The sequence below is a fragment of the Cysteiniphilum sp. QT6929 genome, from assembly GCF_030035755.1.
Lineage (GTDB): Bacteria > Pseudomonadota > Gammaproteobacteria > Francisellales > Francisellaceae > Caedibacter > Caedibacter litoralis.
Map to the genome: position 1 here is coordinate 1,112,227 of NZ_CP103983.1, position 20,460 is coordinate 1,132,686.

Here is a 20,460-nt window from a genome sequence, read left to right on the forward strand (position 1 = left end):
CTGATATATGATGTACGCGCAATATAATACTAATCCTGTATCTTTTCAAGTTTAGACAATAATAAGGAAACAATAATGCATACAAATCACAACTTTGATGAAGAAAAAGTAATCGAAACAATAAAATCACAAATTGCAGAAAACAGCATTCTGCTTTACATGAAAGGCACACCTAAAATGCCACAATGCGGTTTCTCAGCTCACACTGTTGCCGCCCTTCAAGCCTGTGGCAAGCCATTTGCCTTTGTTAACATCCTAGAGAACCCTGAAATTCGGGCAACATTACCAAAATATGCTAACTGGCCAACATTCCCACAGCTTTATGTTAATGGTGAACTCATTGGCGGATGCGATATTGTTCTTGAGTTACATGAAAACGGTGAGCTTCAAGAAATTATTGATCAAGCTAAATAAATTCTTCCAATACCCTTCGACTTGCGCTCAGGGCACAATTGACACCGTTGGCTGAGCGTTAGTCGAAGCCTAAACTAGATATTATTGTAGGCACAGACCCGCTTCGACTTATGCTCAGGGTGCGCTCAGTCGTTTTGAGCAAATACAAAACCACAACCAAAAAAACTCCTAAATATTTTGACAGCACATTTTGTTAGCGTTAGCATAACTAACTGTCATTACACTGTCGCTGATTTAAAAACAACTTGCGGGCGACATAAAACAACACCGCTAAAGCGTTTCTATAGATTTTTCCTCTAGAAGCCTTTTAGCTTGTACAAAACAAACATAAAAGGAAACCTCTCATGGCAAATAATTTTTTATTTACCTCTGAATCCGTATCTGAAGGGCATCCGGATAAAATTGCCGATCAAATCTCTGATGCAGTTTTAGATGCTATTTTAATTCAAGATAAAAACGCACGTGTTGCTTGCGAGACACTGGTTAAAACGGGCATGGCACTTGTTGCTGGTGAGATTACCACCTCAGCATGGGTTGATATCGAAGAAATCGTCAGAAACGTTGTTATTGATATTGGTTATGATAAAGATGATTTGGGTTTTGATGGTAACTGCTGCGCGGTTATTAATGCCATTGGTAAACAATCACCTGAGATTGCGCAAGGCGTTGATCGCTCTAATCCATTAGATCAAGGCGCTGGAGATCAAGGTTTAATGTTTGGCTTTGCCACCAATGAAACCCCAACACTGATGCCCGCTGCCATTTATTACTCACATAAACTCATGCAGCGCCAAGCATTCTTGCGCAAGAATAAAACGCTTTCATGGTTACGCCCTGACGCCAAATCGCAAGTAACATTGCGTTATGTCAATGGCAAGCCTGTTGCCGTTGATACCGTTGTTATCTCAACACAGCATGCTCCTGAGATTCGACAAAATGTAATCAAAGAGGCAGTCATTGAAGAAATTATTTTACCGGTATTGCCTAAAGAATGGATAACAGACAAAACCAAATATTTTGTTAACCCGACAGGTAAATTCGTTATTGGTGGTCCTGTTGGTGATTGCGGTTTAACGGGACGCAAGATTATCGTTGATACCTATGGCGGAGCAGCACATCACGGCGGTGGCGCATTCTCCGGCAAAGATCCATCCAAGGTTGATCGCTCAGCTGCCTATATGGGTCGCTATATTGCTAAAAATATCGTCGCTAGTGGCTTAGCGGACAAATGCGAAATTCAAGTGTCTTACGCCATTGGTGTTGCTAATCCAACATCGATTATGGTTAATACCTTTGGTACAGGCAAATTAGATGATCATATTATTGAGAAGCTTGTTCTTGAGCATTTTGATTTACGCCCTTATGCCATCACGCATCAGCTTGATTTACTACGCCCTATTTATCAAAAAACGGCTGCCTATGGTCATTTTGGTCGCGAAGATGCTGATTTTACTTGGGAGAAAACCGATAAAGCTGCCGTTTTAGCACAAGCATTGAGTTAAGTTCAGAGTACGATTGACGCCGTTGGCTGAGCGTTAGTCGAAGCCATTGTTATCTTATCACTCCCTTCGACTTTGCTCAGGGAACGATAGGTAGAAAGCATTTGGGTATTCTTTTAACTAATACCCTTATTTTGCTTTTTATCATTCACTTCAAACACCTTATGTTTTAATTTCCATCAGGTTTGCGTGGGAGCGCAATGTATGAGTGCAAGAGAAAAGTTATTTTTTGCAAATTTTTATAAATCACGGCACAATAGCCGCATTATTTTTTGATCATTTTAGAGCTTATGTCACAGAAAATTATTGTCGGTGTCTCCGGTGGCGTTGATTCATCCGTTGCCGCCTTATTACTCAAAGAACAAGGCTTTGATGTCGCAGGCGTTTTTATGAAAAACTGGGAGGAGGATGACAATGACGAGTTTTGCTCAGCCGAAGAAGATATCAAAGATGCCCAAAGCATTTGTCAAAGTATTGGTATTGAATTTAACAAAATCAACTTTGCAGCAGAATACTGGGATCACGTCTTTGAATATTTCTTAGAGGAATACAAAGCCGGGCGCACGCCAAACCCTGATATTCTATGCAACAAAGAAATTAAATTTAAAGCCTTCTTAGACTATGCCAAACATCTAGGTGGCACACACATCGCCACAGGACACTACGCCAGAAAAAGAGCCTTGCCAAATGGCGAACATCAATTATTAAAAGGCTTAGACCACAACAAGGATCAATCCTATTTTCTCTATACTTTGGGACAGCAACAATTACACTACGCCTTATTTCCAATTGGTGAGCTTGAAAAACCAAAGGTTCGCGCACTAGCTGAAGCACATAACCTTGTCACACATAATAAAAAAGACAGCACAGGCATTTGCTTTATTGGCGAGCGTAAATTCAAAGCTTTTTTAAATCAATATTTACCTGCACAACCCGGTGAAATTCATGATGAAAACGGTATTGTTATCGGCAGACATGATGGCTTGATGTATTACACCATTGGACAGCGTCAAGGCTTGGGTATTGGCGGGGTTAAAAACCGCCCTGAAATTCCATGGTTTGCCGCACAGAAAGATCTTGAAAACAATGTATTAATTGCCGTTCAAGGTCATCATCACCCACTACTATTAAGACAAAGCTTAACGGCTATTAAGTTGCATTGGGTCAAAGGACAAGCGCCAGCTGATAGCTTTAGGTGTACTGCCAAGGCACGCTATCGTCAAGCGGATCAAGCTTGTCAAGTCACGCTAACAAAAGACAAGGTTGAAGTCATATTTGATCAGCCACAACGTGCGATCACACCAGGGCAATCAGTCGTGTTTTATGATGGTGAAGTTTGCTTAGGTGGCGGCATTATTGAGTAACGACAAACAATCTTTTTTCTGATGTCTTACGCTTATTTCAATTTCGTAAGCTGTGCTTTTGCTTTATCTGCCACATCCGCATGTGGATATTTGTCAACAACGCGTTGTAAATAGGTTTTAGCAGTCTTCATATTACCTTTGCTTAATTCCAATAATGCCAAGGCATAAGTGGCATCAGCGATTTTGATGCTTTTTGGATAACGCGTTACAATCGTTTTGAATTGCGTGTAAGCATCATTAATATCACCATTAATAAGATATATTTGACCAAGTAGATACAATGACTCTGAGTAGTGCTCACCATTATAATAGTCTTTGAGATACTGTTTAAACAAACCTTCTGCATCTTTATAGTTCTTGGCTAATAGCGCCTTGTTTGCCTTATCGAAAGCGGCATTATCTTGTTGCAACTTAAGCTCTTTGGGCGATGGTTTATTCACTTCAGCCTTTAAGCTTTCAAGCTCTTTTTCAAACGCTGCAAGCTTCGTTGATACCACATCATTTAGTTGGCTTACCTTATAACTATTGACTTCAATCTTGCCGCGCAAATCATCTAACGTCTGACTGAAGTTTTGATTCGTTGCATTGGCTTGTTGATTAATCAAATATTGCACTTGATTATTCAATTTAGTTGTTTGCAATTGCAGTGCTTGCACGTCTGACTCAACACTCGCAAAATTGACACTAGGCAAGAGAATAATTGCCAATATGCTCATACCAATAGTTTTGGTTTTCTTAAACGAAAGAGACATATGCATTAACCACACGTTTGTCCAAAGTCAAGCTCCGCACGTCGATCCAAATAATAGGCATGCTGCTGTGCTTTGGCTTTTGTCATCTCACCATAGAACTGTGAAGGCGCTGCCACAGGTTGCGATTTGCCATAGCTTACCGTACATAGCTGATTGCTATTAACTCCTTGTTGCAATAAATATTGACGCACGCTATCAGCACGACGCTGACCAAGGTTTAGGTTATATTTCTCGCTCCCTCTTGGGTCAGTATGTCCTGCCAAACGCAGTGGTTGATTATATTTCAACAAATAACTCGCTACTTGATTTAGACATGTTTTAGCATCATTGGTCAAGGTCGTGCTATCAAAGGCAAAGTAAACTGTTTTGCATGAGCTCATACTATTTAACGCAGCAATCATTGCTTGTTGTTGTGCTGGCGTATATTGTCCGATATTGGCAATTTGGCTTTGTAAATCAGCAATACTCTGGCTATCTAAACTACCTGATTGCCCTAAAGCATTCGTTTCCACACCACTACCATGCGCTGACATGCCCGCATTTCCCTCAGGACCAATACCTTCAATCGGTGCTTGACGCTGTGAAGCACATCCGGCGATCAATAATACTGACAAAATGCCTGCTGCTGCCAGAGAAGTGGACTTTTTAATTTTTAATTTCATTGTATTTCCTTAAGCTTTTCGTTATTTCTTTATTTGATTGGTCTTGTATAAATCACACCTTTAAATAGCCGGTGACCATGCAGGTGACTGAATGGCGCCTTGTGTGTTAGATGGTAAGCTAATTTGAACCTTGCCGTCAATCGACACCATCGCCAGATTCGCACCTCCTGAAGGCTGACCTTGTGCATAGATAACCATATTGCCATCTGGTGATACACTCGGAGATGAATCCATTGAACCATGCGTTAACACCGTAATCTTCTTGTCTCTTAAATCGACTTTAGCAATCTGTGTACCTGAGCCACTGTCTTTTTGATACATAAACACAATACTTTGGCCATTTGGCGTATATTGCGGATCAAATGCCTGTTTTGTACCATATGTTAAGCGCTCTGACGATGGATATTTGCTATCAATAGCCGTTGTATAAATCTGTGGATTACCGCCACGATTTGAGACAAAAGCAACCTCTTTGCCTGTTGGCGAGAAAGTTGGCGCGGTATTAATACCGTTTAACGTCAATTTCTTATATAACTTATCATTATTTAAGTTCATCAAGTAAATATTGGTATTCTCAGAATAACCTTGAGATAGCGCCATTGCCAAAGTTGTGCCATTTGGTGAGAATGCGGGCGAGCTATTGATCCCTTCATAATTAGCAACCTTCTTACGCTCACCGCTATACACACCAATCGTATAAATTGCCATGCCCCCCTTGTGATAGCTCACATAGGCAAGATATTTACCATCTTTCGACCATGTCGGTGACATAATCGGTTCTTTGGTTTGACGCAACAACACATGTGGATTAAAGCCATCATAATCAGACACTACGAGCTGATAAACTGCCTTTTTCACATTATAAGGATTCTCAACGTCAACATAAGCTAATTTTGAGGTAAAGTACCCTTTGCTGCCGGTAATCGCCTCATAAATATAATTACTGATGGTATGAGCTAATAGTCGCAATTGACTTTCTTGAAGGTTAGTAAATTTACGTGCACTTAATACCTTGCCACTAAGCTTACTGGCTAACTCATAGGTGATATTATAATGCCCATTGTTTTTATCAATCTGCCCTATAAGCACATAATCTGCCGACCATTTCGACCAGTTGATCTGCTGTACATTATCAATCTGTTGTGGGAAGCCCGATGTTTGTGATTCAATACGCCCAGAATTGCGAAGATCATCAGCAATAACCGCTGCAATGCCATCTGGCAGCTGACTATTTTTAATTATTTGACCATTAAATGGCATCACTGCCACAGGAATTTGCGAAGACACTCCCTGAGTAATATTAATGGTCAAACGCGCTTGCGCTGAGCAGGTTACTATCAATGTTAAAAAAAGCAGCCAATATATTCGTATTATGTTGCGCATATTTATCACCCTTGTTGTCCAAATTTAAAATCAATACCTTGTGCAATAAGCTCTCTTGCACGCGCATCTTGCGGCAAGCTTGGCGCTTGTGCATTCTTAAATGCCAGTAGTAATGAGCGATCACACTGCGCACTACCGCTAGAAACTGAAATCGTGGGGTTACTCCCTGGAGTAACCATCACCGTTGGCAAATGATCTGCACTTATTTTGCGACAATCATCCATTATCCACACCGCTTCAATTCTCGCCTTATAGGCGCTAGCATAGGCTTGCAATGCTTTCTCTGTTGCACTTTGCGCGTGAGCCTCCGCACTTTGCGCATTTAAATCATTTAAAGCAGATTGCCTTAAGGCATCTAACGCGGCTTTACGCGCTGCAGCTGCCTTTGCTTCTCTTGCTGCTTTTGCTTCTTTTGCCTCTTTCGCCTCTTTTTCTGCTTGAGCTTTCTTGGCTTCGGCTAATTTTTGAGCCTCTTGTTGCGCTTTTAACGCCTTTTCCTGTTTTTCTTTTTCCGCTTTCTCTGCTTTTGCTACTTTTTCTTTTTCTGCTTGTGCTAAAGCTTTTTGCTTTTGCATTTCTTTAGCACGCGCTTCTGCCTCTGCTTTTAACTTAGCTTCTGCTAATGCTTTTTGTTTGGCAATTTCCGCCGCTTTCAATTCCTCTTGACGCTTTACCTCCGCAGCATGCGCTGTTGCAATCTTCTCTTCAATCGCTTCGATCTTTTGCTGACGCAGTTGTTCTTTAGCAAGCTTTTCTTGTTTTAGTTGCTGTTGCTTTTGATCAAATTGAGCCACTTGCTGATCGACACTTTCACTAGAAATTGCCGTTGCCTGAACAATCTCTTTGCTATTTAAGGTGACAACAGTACGCCCTCCTGCAAGATTAAGCGTGTTCTTTTTTGTCTGCAAAACACTGGCAATAATAATTAAACCAATCACTAATGCCACATGCAGCAAAATAGAATAGCAAAAGCTTAAACGCTCAGGCGTTGCTGTTGCAGCCACATAAAGCCTCTTAATAAATCCTCGCAGTTGACTAAACTTGCTCGATTGCTTCGACTTATTGACCATAAATACGTCGCTTACTCTTTGGGGTCATCAGTAACCAACCCAACACTTGCTACACCTGCTTTTTGTAGCAATACCATCGCTTCAACCACTTGACCATAGCTTGCATTTTTATCACCACGCACATAGATCTGTTTATCTTTATCTTGCGCTAAAGTCGTAGCAACTAGCTCACTTAACTGACTTGCCGTTAATGCATTTTGCTCATCATTGCGATTTATAAAATATTGCCCCTGTTGATTGACTGTTACAATCAATGGTTTTTGATCAGAAGGCGGGATTTTCTTGGCTTGTGCTTGTGGTAAATCAACTTTAACACCTTGAGTTAACATCGGTGCCGTAATCATAAAGATGATTAACAACACCAACATGACATCGATATACGGAACGACGTTAATCTCAACCATGGCCTTACGTTTAGTGCGACGCGAGTTTCTTCGACGCATTATGCTTCCTCGCTTATCTCAGATTTATACGCTTCGCGATAAAGCAAAGTACATAATTCATCTTGAAAGTTTTCATACTCAAGCAACACACCATCGACCAAGCGTGAATAACGGTTATAACCAACCACTGCAGGAATTGCCACAAATAACCCCAAAGCCGTAGCAATAAGCGCTTCAGCAATGTGCGGTGCAACCATTGATAAAGTCGCTTGTTCAACACCACCTAAGGCGGTAAACGATGCCATAATACCCCATACGGTTCCTAACAAACCTACATAAGGCGCAATCGAACCAATCGTGCCTAACAATGAAATCTGATGCTCAAGCTTCTCACTTTCTTGCATCATTGCCACACGCATCGAGCGCTCAACACCTTCTAAAACAACATCACCATGCAACTCTCCTTGTTTACGTAAACGCATAAATTCACGAAAACCACAGCTAAAAAGATATGATAATCCTTGGTTTTTGTGTTTATTATGTTGTAACTCTTGATAGACTTTATTGATATTGCCACTTGACCAAAAGCGCTTAGCAAAGGCTCTTGCTTCAGTTTTGGCAGACCTCAATACCTGATAACGCTGAATCATAATCGCCCACGACCAGATAGAGCCTACGATTAAAATCAAAATAATTAACTGCACAACGATGTCAGCATTTAACACCAAATGCCAGAAAGACAAATTATTGGACACACAAGATCCTTTCAAACTTAAGTAAAACAGGTACTTTATTGTATTATGATTACATAAATTACCAAAGGAAATTACGGCGGATTTATTTTAAACTACTAATACGGCTTCGGTAAGAACTCTGCAATTTCCTCATATATTTCACGTCTTAATACGCCCTTATTTTTTTGCCACATGATTAGACGAGCTCGGGCAAAAGCACTATTGTAAATACTGTGGATCCGCTCTCTAGGAATAGAAATTTTATTATCTTCCGACACAAACTCATCACCAATGTAGGTATAAGCATCTCTATCTAACAAAGAAATAAGATGGTTATATCTTCGTTCGTCTGGTTCCTCTAATATCGTAAAAAGGTTCCAGACTCTTGACTGTTTAAAAATTTGTTCAGTTCTTGAAACATTCTCAGGCTTATATATTGTATTTACAAACTCGGTGAGTTTTGTTGGGGTCAACTGTCCCCCCAAGAAATCTTTATTATATTGGTTAATGTAATCATAAACATGAGTAAAAAAAGCATCCTTAACCGCTCGATGAATTGAAATTCTTATCTGATTGTTATATCCAAGATCAACATAAGGTAAAAATGAAAGACTCATTGTATTTATTGACTCATCAATTAAGTTTCTAAATTTCTCGATTTGGCTATTAGATATACCCATAGGCTCTATCATCGCTTCCTCAGCATAACTCATCCGATTTAAGTTAAGGCTATGATTTAATCCCTGACGCCCCGCAGCATTAAGAGACCTCACCGTTAAGGTACCTAAGTCAAAAGCAATTGATGCAACCCCTAAACCGAAAGCGACTTTATTTAATGTCTGATTATTACCATGCGTTGCCTCAACAGCAATATCAGATACTCCGCTAGCAAGACCTAAAAATGCACTAAACTCAGCTGCTGCAAAGGCAGAACCAGTTAACGATAGTGATGCACCTCCTGAAAATAATGCACCAGCAATCCCTACACCTGCCAACGTGTAGTTTAACCATGATGGGAAACTAAAATGACCACTGGGATCAAAATTCATTACAGGATTATTTAAGCCATAAGCATAACCATTTAAACCTCCTTGACCAAATGGACTATATCCAACACCATCCATCTGCATAAAACGATGAAGAATAGGGTTATACGCACGTGTGCCTTGCCCTAAGTGTTGATAGCCACTGACACGATCTGTGCGCTCGCCATTAAATCCAATTGCGTTGTCTGTTAATAGTGTTACTTGTTGTGATGATTTATTTACATCATAACTAATACCATACGGACTATAAACATAGTTATGTGACAATACAATTTGTCCATTATTAACTTTTGCTAGCATCAACACATTATGTGATTGATCACTAACATAGCTTAATAAACCTTCATTATCTAAGACTGCTTCTAAACCTTCACCATAATAATAGCTTTTTATACCATCAACGCTTAGCTCATTATATAACTGTCCATTGTTGTAATATAATTGAACTACATCAACTTGCTGATCTTTATAAACTTGCTGCTGATATTGCTGTGCTAAGCCATTATAACGATATTGACTTAGCACACTCTCCCTAGCAGACTCAAAACCAACCATTTGCCCTAATCCGTTGTAACGCAAATGATTACCAGATTCGTCGTTAATTAAATGTCCTAACTGATCGTAGCTAAAAGTCACCTTTTGATTACAGCTCACCAGTCGCACATGCTGATAATTTATCAATCTTGCTGGCTCTGTTACACCATATGTATAAATTATCTCATCGGTTGATGCCATTCCTATCACTGGGAATAAGTTTAAATTTAGCAATATAAGCAATCCCTTTTTAAACATTAATCTAATCCTATTACTACTCGTCATTTCCAAGGAAATAAAAAATATGCCAAATTTAACTCAGCGGGAAGATAAGATTTCTACTTGCGCCATAATTAAATTTCTTAACATACACAATCAGCCCCATTGCTTTAGCATAGCAAAAACATGATAGCGCAATGCAAAAATGTGAGTACCTTTATATCAATAAAAAATGGTTAAATACTGACCTGAACAAACCCGAAAAAGGAAATCTCATGAATAAAAAATTTCTCATTAAAAATATCATACCTGTTTGCTGTGTTGGCATAATATTAGGTTGTGGCTCAACAGAAAACAGTAAAAACAATGACGTTCAGACAATTTCAGTCGAAATGTCTTCGAATACAATACATAATGGAACCATTACAGAAGATCAAATAGCAGACAACGGTATTGCAATTGATATACATGAGCTAATGCCTAGTAGGTCTGGTCTTAGTAATGGTACGCACCTTTATGAGATAACCCTAAAAGAGACCATCATCGAGGATGGTAGCATTTCAAATCCAAGAGGCTCATTATTGGCCAACACAAATTATCAAAATCATGCGTATTATGTAACAGTAACCACCAACGAAAAAGGTGTTGCATTTATTCCATTTAATACCAGTGAGATAGCAAAAAACACTCACCTTTATGGTAATAGGAATATTATAATCGATCATATTAGCAACAATGGAAATCCTGTAAAAATTGTAAATATCAATAAAAATTTTCCTGACAAAATTGCTGTAAAAGTTCCTGTTAACTTTTTCATTGCCGATAGTCGGCAGCAACCTATCCGCAGGGCAATGGAAGTAAAAAGTGGTAGTCAAATATACTTAGCCGCTAACATTCCCTCTCCAATAAATGAATCTGTGATAACTCATTTTAAAGAACTCTATGCACAAATCTTTGATCAGTTGCCATCTGTAGCCATCCCATTTAATACTAACGGTAATGTCAGCTTCTCAACAGAAACTATCACATTAACAAACCCAGTTACACCCAATCAAGATGGTCATATAAAAATCGTGCAATTTGATGCTGATGATAACAACAGTGAATATATTAAGATCATCCACAACCACTACCCAATTATTGTTGACTCTGAACCTTATATTGCGTGGAGTCATCAATATTGGAATAGTCAATACTCACTACCAGAAAAGGGTGAAGTGAAATTTTCACTTTCTCACCCACCAAGCGTAGGCACGATGACAAATAAAGGGCTAGAAATTATCAGTAATAACATACAGATTAGCTCCTGTAGCTTAACACCTCAAATTGCTAACGTAAGTTGTCAATATTCCAGCGACACCAATACACTTGAAATTATTGGAATTCCTGAAAATCGAAGATTTCAAAATTATCAATTATCCATTGATTTTTCTTTTGGAAATATCCATCGTCAGTTTAATGCTTTACCATTAAACGCAGCCCAAACACCACAAAGCAACACAATACGATGGATTGATAAAAAATTCGAGTTTGAGGCATCAGTTAAATCACCAAACGATATTACCGCATCAGGTAGTTTTAACGCCATCGTATATGATGCAGATGACCACCCACTAGGTGAAGCAATCTATGACTGCCAGGTAATTGACAACTCAAATGGCAACATTGCTGACGATAGTTTTTGTCAAGTAGAGTCATCCTCCGGTAAAAAAGAAATTCATGCCTCAGTCCCTCATTATATCTACACAAACACTCATAGAGATTCATACTCTATTTCGCTAATAGCTGAAGATCTTAGCGATAATTTTCCAGCCACTCCTTCATCTGGATTTACATTAGAGATCCCCTTTCCAAAAATTACAGATCAGATATATCACCTAGATTTTAAACTAATGACAAACACTTTAGAAATCATAACTGAAGAGCCTAAGCTACCAAAAATATCAGACAACTATGATGTAAGCTTTTATTTTACACATGTACAAAACAACATCTTAAAACAAAATCCACATGATGATTACATCATCCTCAGCGATATAAATGGCTTTGATTTCAGAACTCATCCTAATTTAAACTTAATACAAACCATCAATAACTACCCTGATTTTTTATGGGTTACATCATTAAAAGTAAATGAGAGCACTCCAAGTTTTAAGTATGACAGTAACAAAATCATTAGTGATATTAATGGCTTTTCGATAGATCGAAGCCTCACATCTGCTAGCTCTAATGGTTTCATAAATTTTGATGACATCACCATAGATAATGCAAATAAGTTAGATTACCCAGATCCTCAAGAATCAAGCTGCAACATAGTTGATCTTAATGGCAACCCACTCTCAGGCGATTGTATTTTAGAGCATCATGCTGCTAACTTATATCAGATTAAAATATTAAATCTAGAGCCTAATGCATTAATAACCCCCCCCGTAATGCACGTGCAAATTATCGTGAATGATCATGATGGATTGGTTCAGTCAACCCCTTTATTTAACAAAGATAAAAACGCACTATTTCTTGCACTTATTACAACAAACATTGCCAACAACTATACCTACTCAATCTATAATTCACTTTATAAAACTTTTGATTTGAACGTTAATACAGACCTTCCTTATAACCTAAAACTTACTTTGATAAGCAATAAATCGCCTTATAGTACCATGGTTACTATGACAGACTTACAAAATCATCAATACTTACTTGAGGGGACATGCAAATCCAAAGGTGAATCTATAGATACTTATGAGCTAAATGTACTTACTAAAGATGACACCTCATTATTCAAGCAAGATATCGATTTTAAATGTCGCTTTATGGTGTAAGTGATAGAGACAAACTCTCGCATATAAGCTACGATATTGAACGATCAAGCACTTATTTTTGCTTGATATATCATAAATAGAGATAATAACTAAGGAAAGTACCTATGATGAAAATTAAAAGTTTATTCTGCTTATCACTATCTGCTTGTTTAAGCGCAAACGCTCTGGCATGCACGAATGTAATATCTACTGGTAATGGCTATACTGCAGTTGCCCGAACCATGGACTTTGCGGTCAATACAGGCAATAAAATTGGTTATGCAAAGACCAGCACTGAAAATGTCAGCAACATTAATTTGTACCAAAGTACTGGAGTTAACCCAGTAAAATGGAAAAACAGCTATGATATTCTAGGACAAACAGGCTTTGGCACTAATATTATAGCTGATGGAATAAATTCAGCAGGCGTTTATGCTGGCTACCTTTACCTGCCTGCCATTACTCAATTTCCAACTTTTGACCCAAAAAACAAAAAGCCTGAATTAGGCGCAATGGATACTCTAAATTATGTTCTAGGGACATCGAAAGATGTCCCTGAAGCATTTGCTAACTTGCAAAAAGTTCAAATTGTTGCTAATGCTGTAGGGCTAACACAAAATGGTAAAACCACACACTTTGTTCTGCCGCTTCACCTCATTATTCGTGATAAGCATGGCAATTCTCTACTGATTGAGTGGATAAAAGGACAGTCAATAGCATATATGCATCTAGCTGGGACTAACTCCACCCAACGCTACATTAATTTTGCGCAAAAGGCTGAAAAAACGTATCCTAATTTTAATATGTCAACAGTTACAAACACTCCATCGTATGATTGGCATATTCACAATGTAAAAAAATATGACAAATTATATAATGGAAACAATAATACTAAAGTCGACGGACTGATCATGAATGGCTCTGGCTTCACTGGCTTACCTGGTGACTATACGCCACCTAGCAGACTTGCCAGAACCTATGAGTTTGCTAAATTCTCGCCAGCCCCAACCTCACCGCAAGTTGCTGTTGACTCTGCATTAGGCCTAATATATACCGATATTACACCTCTTAGTGGCGCTGTGTCCCCAACACTCTGGGTATCATTATCAGACTTAAACAATGCCGTTTACTATTGGAAGCCAATTCTCTCTGTTGAAAATGAAAATGGTGTGTTAACCGCGTCACCATACTCTACTGTCGAAACACAGTTCACGACTTTTAATCTTCATAACATAAAAAACACACAAGGTTTTGCTCGTGCTGCAATATCACAAGAAGCTATGCTTTCACAACAGCAGACCAAAGAGGCGCTTGCTTGGCTTAATAATACGGCAAAACCAGGTGGGGTACATGCTAAAACAGCATTTTCAAACAAGCAAATTATAGCGGATGGCTACAATTTGCAACTACTCAAAACCAGTGAGGTTTATCCTTAAGCTTATACATTTAAAAGCTTGGATCTTGAAGTTACTCATAATTAGCTAATAGAGTATAAAAGTTTGGTCTTGTTTTAAATGGTTCAATCATTTTTTTGCTAATTTCAACCAAATCGTTTGCATGAGTCTGTAGTTGACTAAGTTTTTCTGCTGACAGTCCAGACATTGCTATTTCTGAGTTTACAGCCAGATAGTCATTTAGTGCAAACTGATGTGTTAGCGCTAAATTTTTCAGACGGGTTGCATCAACAGATTTAACATTTTCAATTTCCATTATAGCTTTTGAGCTTGCATTTCTTGCATGGTATACATTTTGCACAATTTGGTCATATAGATTTTCTAGATTAGATTTATGGTTTGCTATTAAAGTATCAACAACTTCAGGTTGAGTTGGTTGGCTCTGTCTAAAGTTACCAATAATTTGACCTTGACGTCGTTTTGTTTGTATATATTCATCCAACTTCACTTCAATATGCTGCATTTGTGTAACTAAAAGATCCGTAGCGCCAAAGGGAGGCAGAGGATTTCCACCTGATCTATTTGCAGCAATATCATTTTGCATTTGCTGTATTGCAATCTGTAGGTTGTGCTCATCATTACTGAGATTAGAAAAAGCCCTTTTATTTCTATTGCTTGCAGATTTTGCTCCCATTTTTAGAAAACGTTTTCCCCCATATAAATCAAAAGCAATTGATGCAACCCCTAAACCGAAAGCGACTTTATTTAGTGTCTGATTATTACCATGTGTTGCCTCAACAGCAATATCAGATACTCCGCTAGCAAGACCTAAAAATGCACTAAACTCAGCTGCTGCAAAGGCAGAACCAGTTAACGATAGTGACGCACCTCCTGAAAATAATGCACCAGCAATCCCTACACCTGCCAACGTGTAGTTTAACCATGATGGGAAACTAAAATGACCACTGGGATCAAAATTCATTACAGGATTATTTAAGCCATAAGCATAACCATTTAAACCTCCTTGACCAAATGGACTATATCCAACACCATCCATCTGCATAAAGCGATGAAGAATAGGGTTGTAAGCACGGGTACCTTGCCCTAAGTGTTGATAGCCACTGACTCGATCTGTACGCTCACCATTAAAGCCTATCGCGTTATCTGTTAATAGTTTTACTTGTTGTGATGATTCATTTAAATCATAACTAATACCATATGAGCTATACACATAATTATGTGACAATACAATTTTTCCATTATTAACCTTTGCTAACATCAATACGTTATGTGATTGATCACTAACATAGCTTAATAAACCTTCATCATCTAAAACTGCTTCCAAGCCCTCACCATAGTAATAGCTTTTGACACCATCAGCGCTTAACTCATTATATAATTGTCCACTGTTATAATATAACTGAACTGTGTCAATTTGCTGATCTTTATAAATCTGCTGCTGATATTGCTGTGTTAAGCCATTATACCGGTAATGACTTAGCACACTCCCCCTAGCAAACTCAAAGCCAACGATTTGTCCTAATCCGTTATAACGCAGCTGATTCCCCAATTCATCATTGGTCAAATTACCCAATGCATCATAGTTGAAATCGATTTTTAAGCTACTTTTTCCTAAAGCATTCTGCTGATAAGCTACTAATTTGGCTGGATTTGACCTGTCATATCTATAGTTAACTTCCGTAGTCATTCCCAAACTCATAATGGGGATAATCATATAGCTCAATGAACATAATAACCGAAAATAATTTGGACTCATTATATCAACCTCTTTTTTTAATATAATCTCTTTTGCCATCTTTACTTTAGACAGGTTATGCACTTAATATAAACATATACCAAGCAACTTTACTCATAATAAGCAATATTATAATTCACATTATATTTCATGTGAGATTCTTCAAGCACCTGAACTTTCACATCCGCTGTCACGAGAATTTTTCTGCGGACCAATTTCTTTTCATATAATAACTGCAAATCATCAGTATGGCGGTAAGTGTGAGAAAGATTCGCAATAAAACCACCTTCCATTAGGGAAAATTTTAATTGTTGTGACTCCGAGCTATTAAGTACATATGAGGGATCATTGAATAATCGATGTGTGTGTTCATAAACTCCCCCTGGAACACCTTGGTGCATATAAAGATAAGGAGATGTAATAGTTTTCTGAGCAAGATTAGTGATGTCGTTTGTTAATTCCTGATTCTGCTTATAAGACTTCCATTGTTCAGTACTCATCATGTTTTGAATTATTGGACAATTCTCGTACCATTCTGGGTTTCTGTTTAAATCTATCAACGTTTGTTCATAACTAGGATTAGCTTCAGTTATTGAAAACGATAACTGACCGTTCTCTCTCCTAGGTTCAGTCTTAGGAATAACAGCCCCTGACTGATCACTCCCTATTCCTTCTACTAGCGATCTATCATTACGGAGTTTAGGTCTTCCTTTATAAACTTTGCCTACAGCAAACCCAATTCCATCCATCGCAAGCCCTAGCCCTACATTCATGCCAAGCGCTGCATAACTAAAGCTTTGACCTCTAGCAAAGGTTTCCGCAGTATAAGCACCACCATTAATTGCTGCTCCACCAATCATATTGGCAAAAAGAGCTGATGATCCTACCATACCTGCTCCTCCAGTCACCGCACCCAAGGCAGCTGATGCAATCATAGCACCTGCAAATACCCCCCAACCGATGCCATCGTGTGGAAATAAGTCTGTTATTGAGAAATGCCCACTGGGGTCAAAATTCATCATAGGATTATTTAGTCCATAAGCATAACCATTTAAACCACCTTGACCAAATGGACTATATCCAACACCATCCATCTGCATAAAACGATGAAGAATAGGGTTATACGCACGTGTGCCTTGCCCTAAGTGTTGATAGCCAGTAACGCGATCTGTGCGCTCACCATTAAAGCCTATCGCATTATCTGCCAATAGTTTTACTTGCTCTGATGGTTTATTTAAATCATAACTAATACCATACGGACTATAGACATAGTTATGTGACAATACAATTTGTCCATTATTAACCTTTGCTAACATCAATACGTTATGTGATTGATCATTAACATAGCTTAATAAACCTTTATCATCTAAGACTGCTTCTAAACCTTCACCATAATAATAGCTTTTGACACCATCAGCGCTTAGCTCATTGTATAGCTGTCCACTGTTGTAATATAGTTGAACTGTGTCAATTTGCTGATCTTTATAAACTTGCTGCTGATATTGCTGTGCTAAGCCATTATATCTATAATGACTTAGCGCATCTCCCTTAACAGAAGTAAAGTCAACCATTTGCCCTAAGCCATTGTAACGCAGCTGATTCCCCAACTCATCATTAGTCAAATTACCCAACGCGTCATACGAGAATACCGTTGTATCATTTACTGCCGCATGTTTTATTATTGTGTGAGACAACAACCTAGTTGGCGCTGTATCATCAAATACATTCCTGAATTCATAACTTTGACCAAATCCAAACAACGGTAAACTTACACAAGATAATAACCACAGTTTCTTTTTCATAAAAATCCCCCAGTCCCAAATATAAAATTAATTAATGCTGTTATTTAAAAGTCCTTGAGAGATTAAATTATTCTCACCAACCTCATTGAATAATGGATAACGTTTCACAGTGCTACTTACTTTGTCCGCGCTAACCGAAAGCTTTATCATAAGACCAGCTAACCTCATATTGCGATCTAACGATGTCAACTCATTTTGAGCCTTCCAATAGCCAAAATTATAGTAATCATTAAACTCAGCGCCATGCCAATATATTAATGGCGAGTTATTAAAATAGTTTGTAAATGCCAAGCCTTTTTTATCAAGAGCTCCTTGTCCTGAGGCAACAATTGCTGACACTGCATAGCTATCATCTTGCAAGCGGATTAATCCATAATTAGAGTTTTTAGCCAAGTAGTTATTAACTATTAAGTTACTATGATTAGATCCTATAGAAATATATGAAGACGAACTATCTGCATATGATGGAGATACCGTCAGCTTCTCTTGGTCAACTACATTAACGGGAATCTCCATCGTGTTCGCACCCATTCTTACAGGCAAACCATTATTATAATATGCATATAGTTTCTCTTGCATAGGCAATTTTCCATAAGCATACAAATAAAACAAAGCATATTCATTTTGAGTATTATCTGCGGATAGATATGCTCTTAATGAAGCATCGCTTGCCGCACGATAAAGTGGTGCTATTGACTCTTTACCATTAGACATCGTAATAGGCTGATTATCTGATGAAATTACAGCAAAATTATCATTTATAATATCAGCTGATAGCAAACCTTTAAGCCTGAGTTCACTCCCCACAAATTCGCTGCCACGATAAAACACTATCTTGCGATATTCCTGCGGATAGTCTTGAGGGGATAAAATACGCTCATCTCCTTCGGCATCACGATACCTTAATTGCACTAACACCCCTGTCGCGTTCACACCGGTTGCATATGCTGTTAGCGAACTGCCATAGAGGCTTATGCCTGTTATTTTAATTGGCATAGCACATTGCAGTTGTCCATCAACTGCTTTTACCTCAGAGCCTGGAGTGCATTTATTGTATTGTAAATAAGAAATTTGTAAGTTCTCACCACCATTATCACAATACAAGGCACTCTTTAATTTACGTGGCAATAAATCTCCTCCAACCCAATATTCACGATAGTGCACTAATGAGTCCCTTGCACACTCAGCCGTATAATATAAATCCACCTCATTATATTTACCATCTGCAATCAACTTTTTATCACCACTACTTGTTGTTATCCAACGAATATTTTGAACGTGGTCTTTATAATCACCGTTAGGTAATGATAAATCTACAGCACAAAGTGCTGACAACATATTATCTGAATCACTCCAATGTATTTTTGTGCATTGATTGACATATTCACCTTCTGGCGCGGACATCCCTAAGGCATAACTTTGCATGAGAGCACTATTTTCAGGCTTCCAAATAACTTGCCAATCTTCAAGTTTATCGACGTCTTTCTTGGCATAAAGCATTTCATCAGACAAATTATAGAAATGAGTGACTATCTTTAACTCTTTGCGAATATCCTTACTGTCAGGCAATGATACCGTCCACGAAAAGTCATTTGGTGTGTACCATACCTTACCCCAACTCCCCGTGCCATAAATATCAAAATTAGGCATAATAATACCTGCTGAATAGTTATCCGTAACCATATTATCAAATTCTGTGACAGATAAACTGTTTAGATCATTTCTTTCTCCTGCATACATATTCCCTGTATCATATTGACTACTCGTATAACCGGTTAATGGGTAAACTGAATACGCTTGACCATTAAGATAATAATTAAAACGTGCGATTGCATAGCCATGTGTATATAAAATATGCGAATGATAATGAATGCGATATAACGTATTAGCTGTCTTCCCATTCTCGACATCTGCACCAAGTTTCTCGATGGTAAAAAGATTATCTCTTATATACTGCCAATGCTGCTGATTTTGTGTTAAATCAACATTTCCCGTCACTGGCATATTTAAATACTGACCTGTAGCCCCAATGCTAGCGCTACTACAAGGCGATCCTGCAACACAATTAGGAAGTGATCTTTCTGATAAATCTTTAACATATATTAAAGGGATTATGCTGGTATATGAGCTAAATCCTTGAGTAGTATAATTACTATAAGTTAATGTTGCCCAAAAATGTGTTGCTGTATTTTCAACCGTATTGATATGAGTCGTATCTGCAATTTTATGATTTGAGCTACTAAAATATCCGTTTAAAAAGTAATCTTTACCGAAAACATAGGCATGAGTATGCTTCCATATATTTAGACTGATCGGATTAAGTAACGTAATTCCTTCAGTTTTAAATTTACTTTTGGAAACTTTTTGACAGCTATAAGCAGGTGCATCATATACGCCACCAACTAGATGTTTATCTGAGTTATTACATATAATTTCACCTATAGTAACCTGTTGAATGGCGCCTTGACTATATAACTCTGACATATACGTAATTGCATTCGCACTGCCACATAGCATAGCAGAAATCGATAATATAATTGTTTTGATTCTCATTGTTTTTCCTTAATGGGTATTTTTATTCGATAGGCTCACATTGTTTGCTAACAGCCCAAAAACATATGAATATGAACTAATAACAGATGCC

At 38.2% G+C, this 20,460-nt stretch carries 15 protein-coding genes; 5 read left to right on the top strand and 10 right to left on the bottom strand.

The genetic code is table 11. From position 1 onward, the window contains the following. Positions 1-75 precede the first annotated feature (75 nt). From grxD to mnmA, 3 genes are all read left to right on the top strand, one after another. On the top strand, positions 76-414 hold the full coding sequence (gene grxD / locus NYP54_RS04670) for a Grx4 family monothiol glutaredoxin (protein ID WP_117002190.1): 339 nt from the start codon (positions 76-78) through the stop codon (positions 412-414). A gap of 344 nt (positions 415-758) precedes the next feature. Beyond that, positions 759-1,916, top strand: a complete 1,158-nt coding sequence (metK, locus tag NYP54_RS04675) for a methionine adenosyltransferase (RefSeq protein ID WP_283157371.1) — start codon at positions 759-761, stop codon at positions 1,914-1,916. A 287-nt stretch (positions 1,917-2,203) separates the two neighbouring features. Beyond that, the gene (mnmA, locus tag NYP54_RS04680) at positions 2,204-3,277 is read left to right on the top strand and encodes a tRNA 2-thiouridine(34) synthase MnmA (RefSeq protein ID WP_283157372.1); all 1,074 of its coding nucleotides are present in this window, start codon (positions 2,204-2,206) and stop codon (positions 3,275-3,277) included. 32 nt (positions 3,278-3,309) lie between these two features. Here mnmA and ybgF read toward each other — a convergent pair whose 3' ends face one another. The 7 genes from ybgF to NYP54_RS04715 form a co-directional block, all read right to left on the bottom strand. Continuing rightward, positions 3,310-4,029 (bottom strand): tol-pal system protein YbgF, encoded by a 720-nt coding sequence (gene ybgF / locus NYP54_RS04685; protein WP_283157373.1) that lies wholly within the window; start codon positions 4,027-4,029, stop codon positions 3,310-3,312. A gap of 5 nt (positions 4,030-4,034) precedes the next feature. Continuing rightward, positions 4,035-4,691 (bottom strand): OmpA family protein, encoded by a 657-nt coding sequence (locus NYP54_RS04690; protein ID WP_283157374.1) that lies wholly within the window; start codon positions 4,689-4,691, stop codon positions 4,035-4,037. Between the two features lie 60 nt (positions 4,692-4,751). Next, positions 4,752-6,074, bottom strand: coding sequence for a Tol-Pal system beta propeller repeat protein TolB (gene tolB / locus NYP54_RS04695; RefSeq protein WP_283157375.1), 1,323 nt, complete (start codon positions 6,072-6,074; stop codon positions 4,752-4,754). Positions 6,075-6,079: 5 nt separating this feature from the next. After that, on the bottom strand, positions 6,080-7,078 hold the full coding sequence (tolA, locus tag NYP54_RS04700; protein WP_283157376.1) for a cell envelope integrity protein TolA: 999 nt from the start codon (positions 7,076-7,078) through the stop codon (positions 6,080-6,082). 77 nt (positions 7,079-7,155) lie between these two features. Then, the gene (tolR, locus tag NYP54_RS04705; protein ID WP_170137195.1) at positions 7,156-7,587 is read right to left on the bottom strand and encodes a protein TolR; all 432 of its coding nucleotides are present in this window, start codon (positions 7,585-7,587) and stop codon (positions 7,156-7,158) included. Continuing rightward, entirely contained in the window at positions 7,587-8,282 is a 696-nt protein-coding gene (gene tolQ, locus NYP54_RS04710; protein WP_283157377.1) for a protein TolQ, read from the bottom strand. Before tolQ ends, tolR begins: the two co-directional genes overlap by 1 nt. Positions 8,283-8,377: 95 nt before the next feature. Further along, positions 8,378-10,042, bottom strand: coding sequence for an RHS repeat-associated core domain-containing protein (locus tag NYP54_RS04715; protein WP_283157378.1), 1,665 nt, complete (start codon positions 10,040-10,042; stop codon positions 8,378-8,380). 293 nt (positions 10,043-10,335) lie between these two features. Here NYP54_RS04715 and NYP54_RS04720 point away from each other — a divergent pair, with 293 nt between their 5' ends. Both NYP54_RS04720 and NYP54_RS04725 read left to right on the top strand, forming a co-directional pair. Next, positions 10,336-12,885, top strand: coding sequence for a hypothetical protein (locus tag NYP54_RS04720; protein WP_283157379.1), 2,550 nt, complete (start codon positions 10,336-10,338; stop codon positions 12,883-12,885). Positions 12,886-12,989: 104 nt separating this feature from the next. Continuing rightward, complete coding sequence (locus tag NYP54_RS04725) at positions 12,990-14,300, top strand: linear amide C-N hydrolase (protein WP_283157380.1); 1,311 nt, start codon at positions 12,990-12,992, stop codon at positions 14,298-14,300. A gap of 31 nt (positions 14,301-14,331) precedes the next feature. On the opposite strand, the gene NYP54_RS04730 is transcribed toward NYP54_RS04725, so the two are convergent. From NYP54_RS04730 to NYP54_RS04740, 3 genes are all read right to left on the bottom strand, one after another. Then, entirely contained in the window at positions 14,332-16,035 is a 1,704-nt protein-coding gene (locus NYP54_RS04730) for an RHS repeat-associated core domain-containing protein (RefSeq protein ID WP_283157381.1), read from the bottom strand. An 89-nt stretch (positions 16,036-16,124) separates the two neighbouring features. Beyond that, positions 16,125-17,816 carry an RHS repeat-associated core domain-containing protein gene (locus NYP54_RS04735; protein ID WP_283157382.1) on the bottom strand — a complete coding sequence of 564 codons (1,692 nt, stop codon included), beginning with the start codon at positions 17,814-17,816 and terminating at the stop codon, positions 16,125-16,127. 27 nt (positions 17,817-17,843) lie between these two features. Further along, positions 17,844-20,369: a hypothetical protein gene (locus tag NYP54_RS04740; protein WP_283157383.1), complete on the bottom strand. Its 2,526-nt coding sequence runs from the start codon at positions 20,367-20,369 to the stop codon at positions 17,844-17,846. Between the last annotated feature and the right edge of the window lie 91 nt (positions 20,370-20,460).

Coding starts and splice junctions, on each gene's coding strand:
- NYP54_RS04720 (WP_283157379.1), top strand. CDS start 10,336: ATGAATAAAAAATTTCTCATTAAAAATATCATACCTGTTTGCTGTGTT.
- NYP54_RS04690 (WP_283157374.1), bottom strand. CDS start 4,691: ATGAAATTAAAAATTAAAAAGTCCACTTCTCTGGCAGCAGCAGGCATT.
- NYP54_RS04735 (WP_283157382.1), bottom strand. CDS start 17,816: ATGAAAAAGAAACTGTGGTTATTATCTTGTGTAAGTTTACCGTTGTTT.
- tolB (WP_283157375.1), bottom strand. CDS start 6,074: ATGCGCAACATAATACGAATATATTGGCTGCTTTTTTTAACATTGATA.
- ybgF (WP_283157373.1), bottom strand. CDS start 4,029: ATGTCTCTTTCGTTTAAGAAAACCAAAACTATTGGTATGAGCATATTG.
- NYP54_RS04730 (WP_283157381.1), bottom strand. CDS start 16,035: ATGAGTCCAAATTATTTTCGGTTATTATGTTCATTGAGCTATATGATT.
- tolR (WP_170137195.1), bottom strand. CDS start 7,587: ATGCGTCGAAGAAACTCGCGTCGCACTAAACGTAAGGCCATGGTTGAG.
- NYP54_RS04740 (WP_283157383.1), bottom strand. CDS start 20,369: ATGAGAATCAAAACAATTATATTATCGATTTCTGCTATGCTATGTGGC.
- mnmA (WP_283157372.1), top strand. CDS start 2,204: ATGTCACAGAAAATTATTGTCGGTGTCTCCGGTGGCGTTGATTCATCC.
- grxD (WP_117002190.1), top strand. CDS start 76: ATGCATACAAATCACAACTTTGATGAAGAAAAAGTAATCGAAACAATA.
- NYP54_RS04715 (WP_283157378.1), bottom strand. CDS start 10,042: ATGGCATCAACCGATGAGATAATTTATACATATGGTGTAACAGAGCCA.
- NYP54_RS04725 (WP_283157380.1), top strand. CDS start 12,990: ATGATGAAAATTAAAAGTTTATTCTGCTTATCACTATCTGCTTGTTTA.
- metK (WP_283157371.1), top strand. CDS start 759: ATGGCAAATAATTTTTTATTTACCTCTGAATCCGTATCTGAAGGGCAT.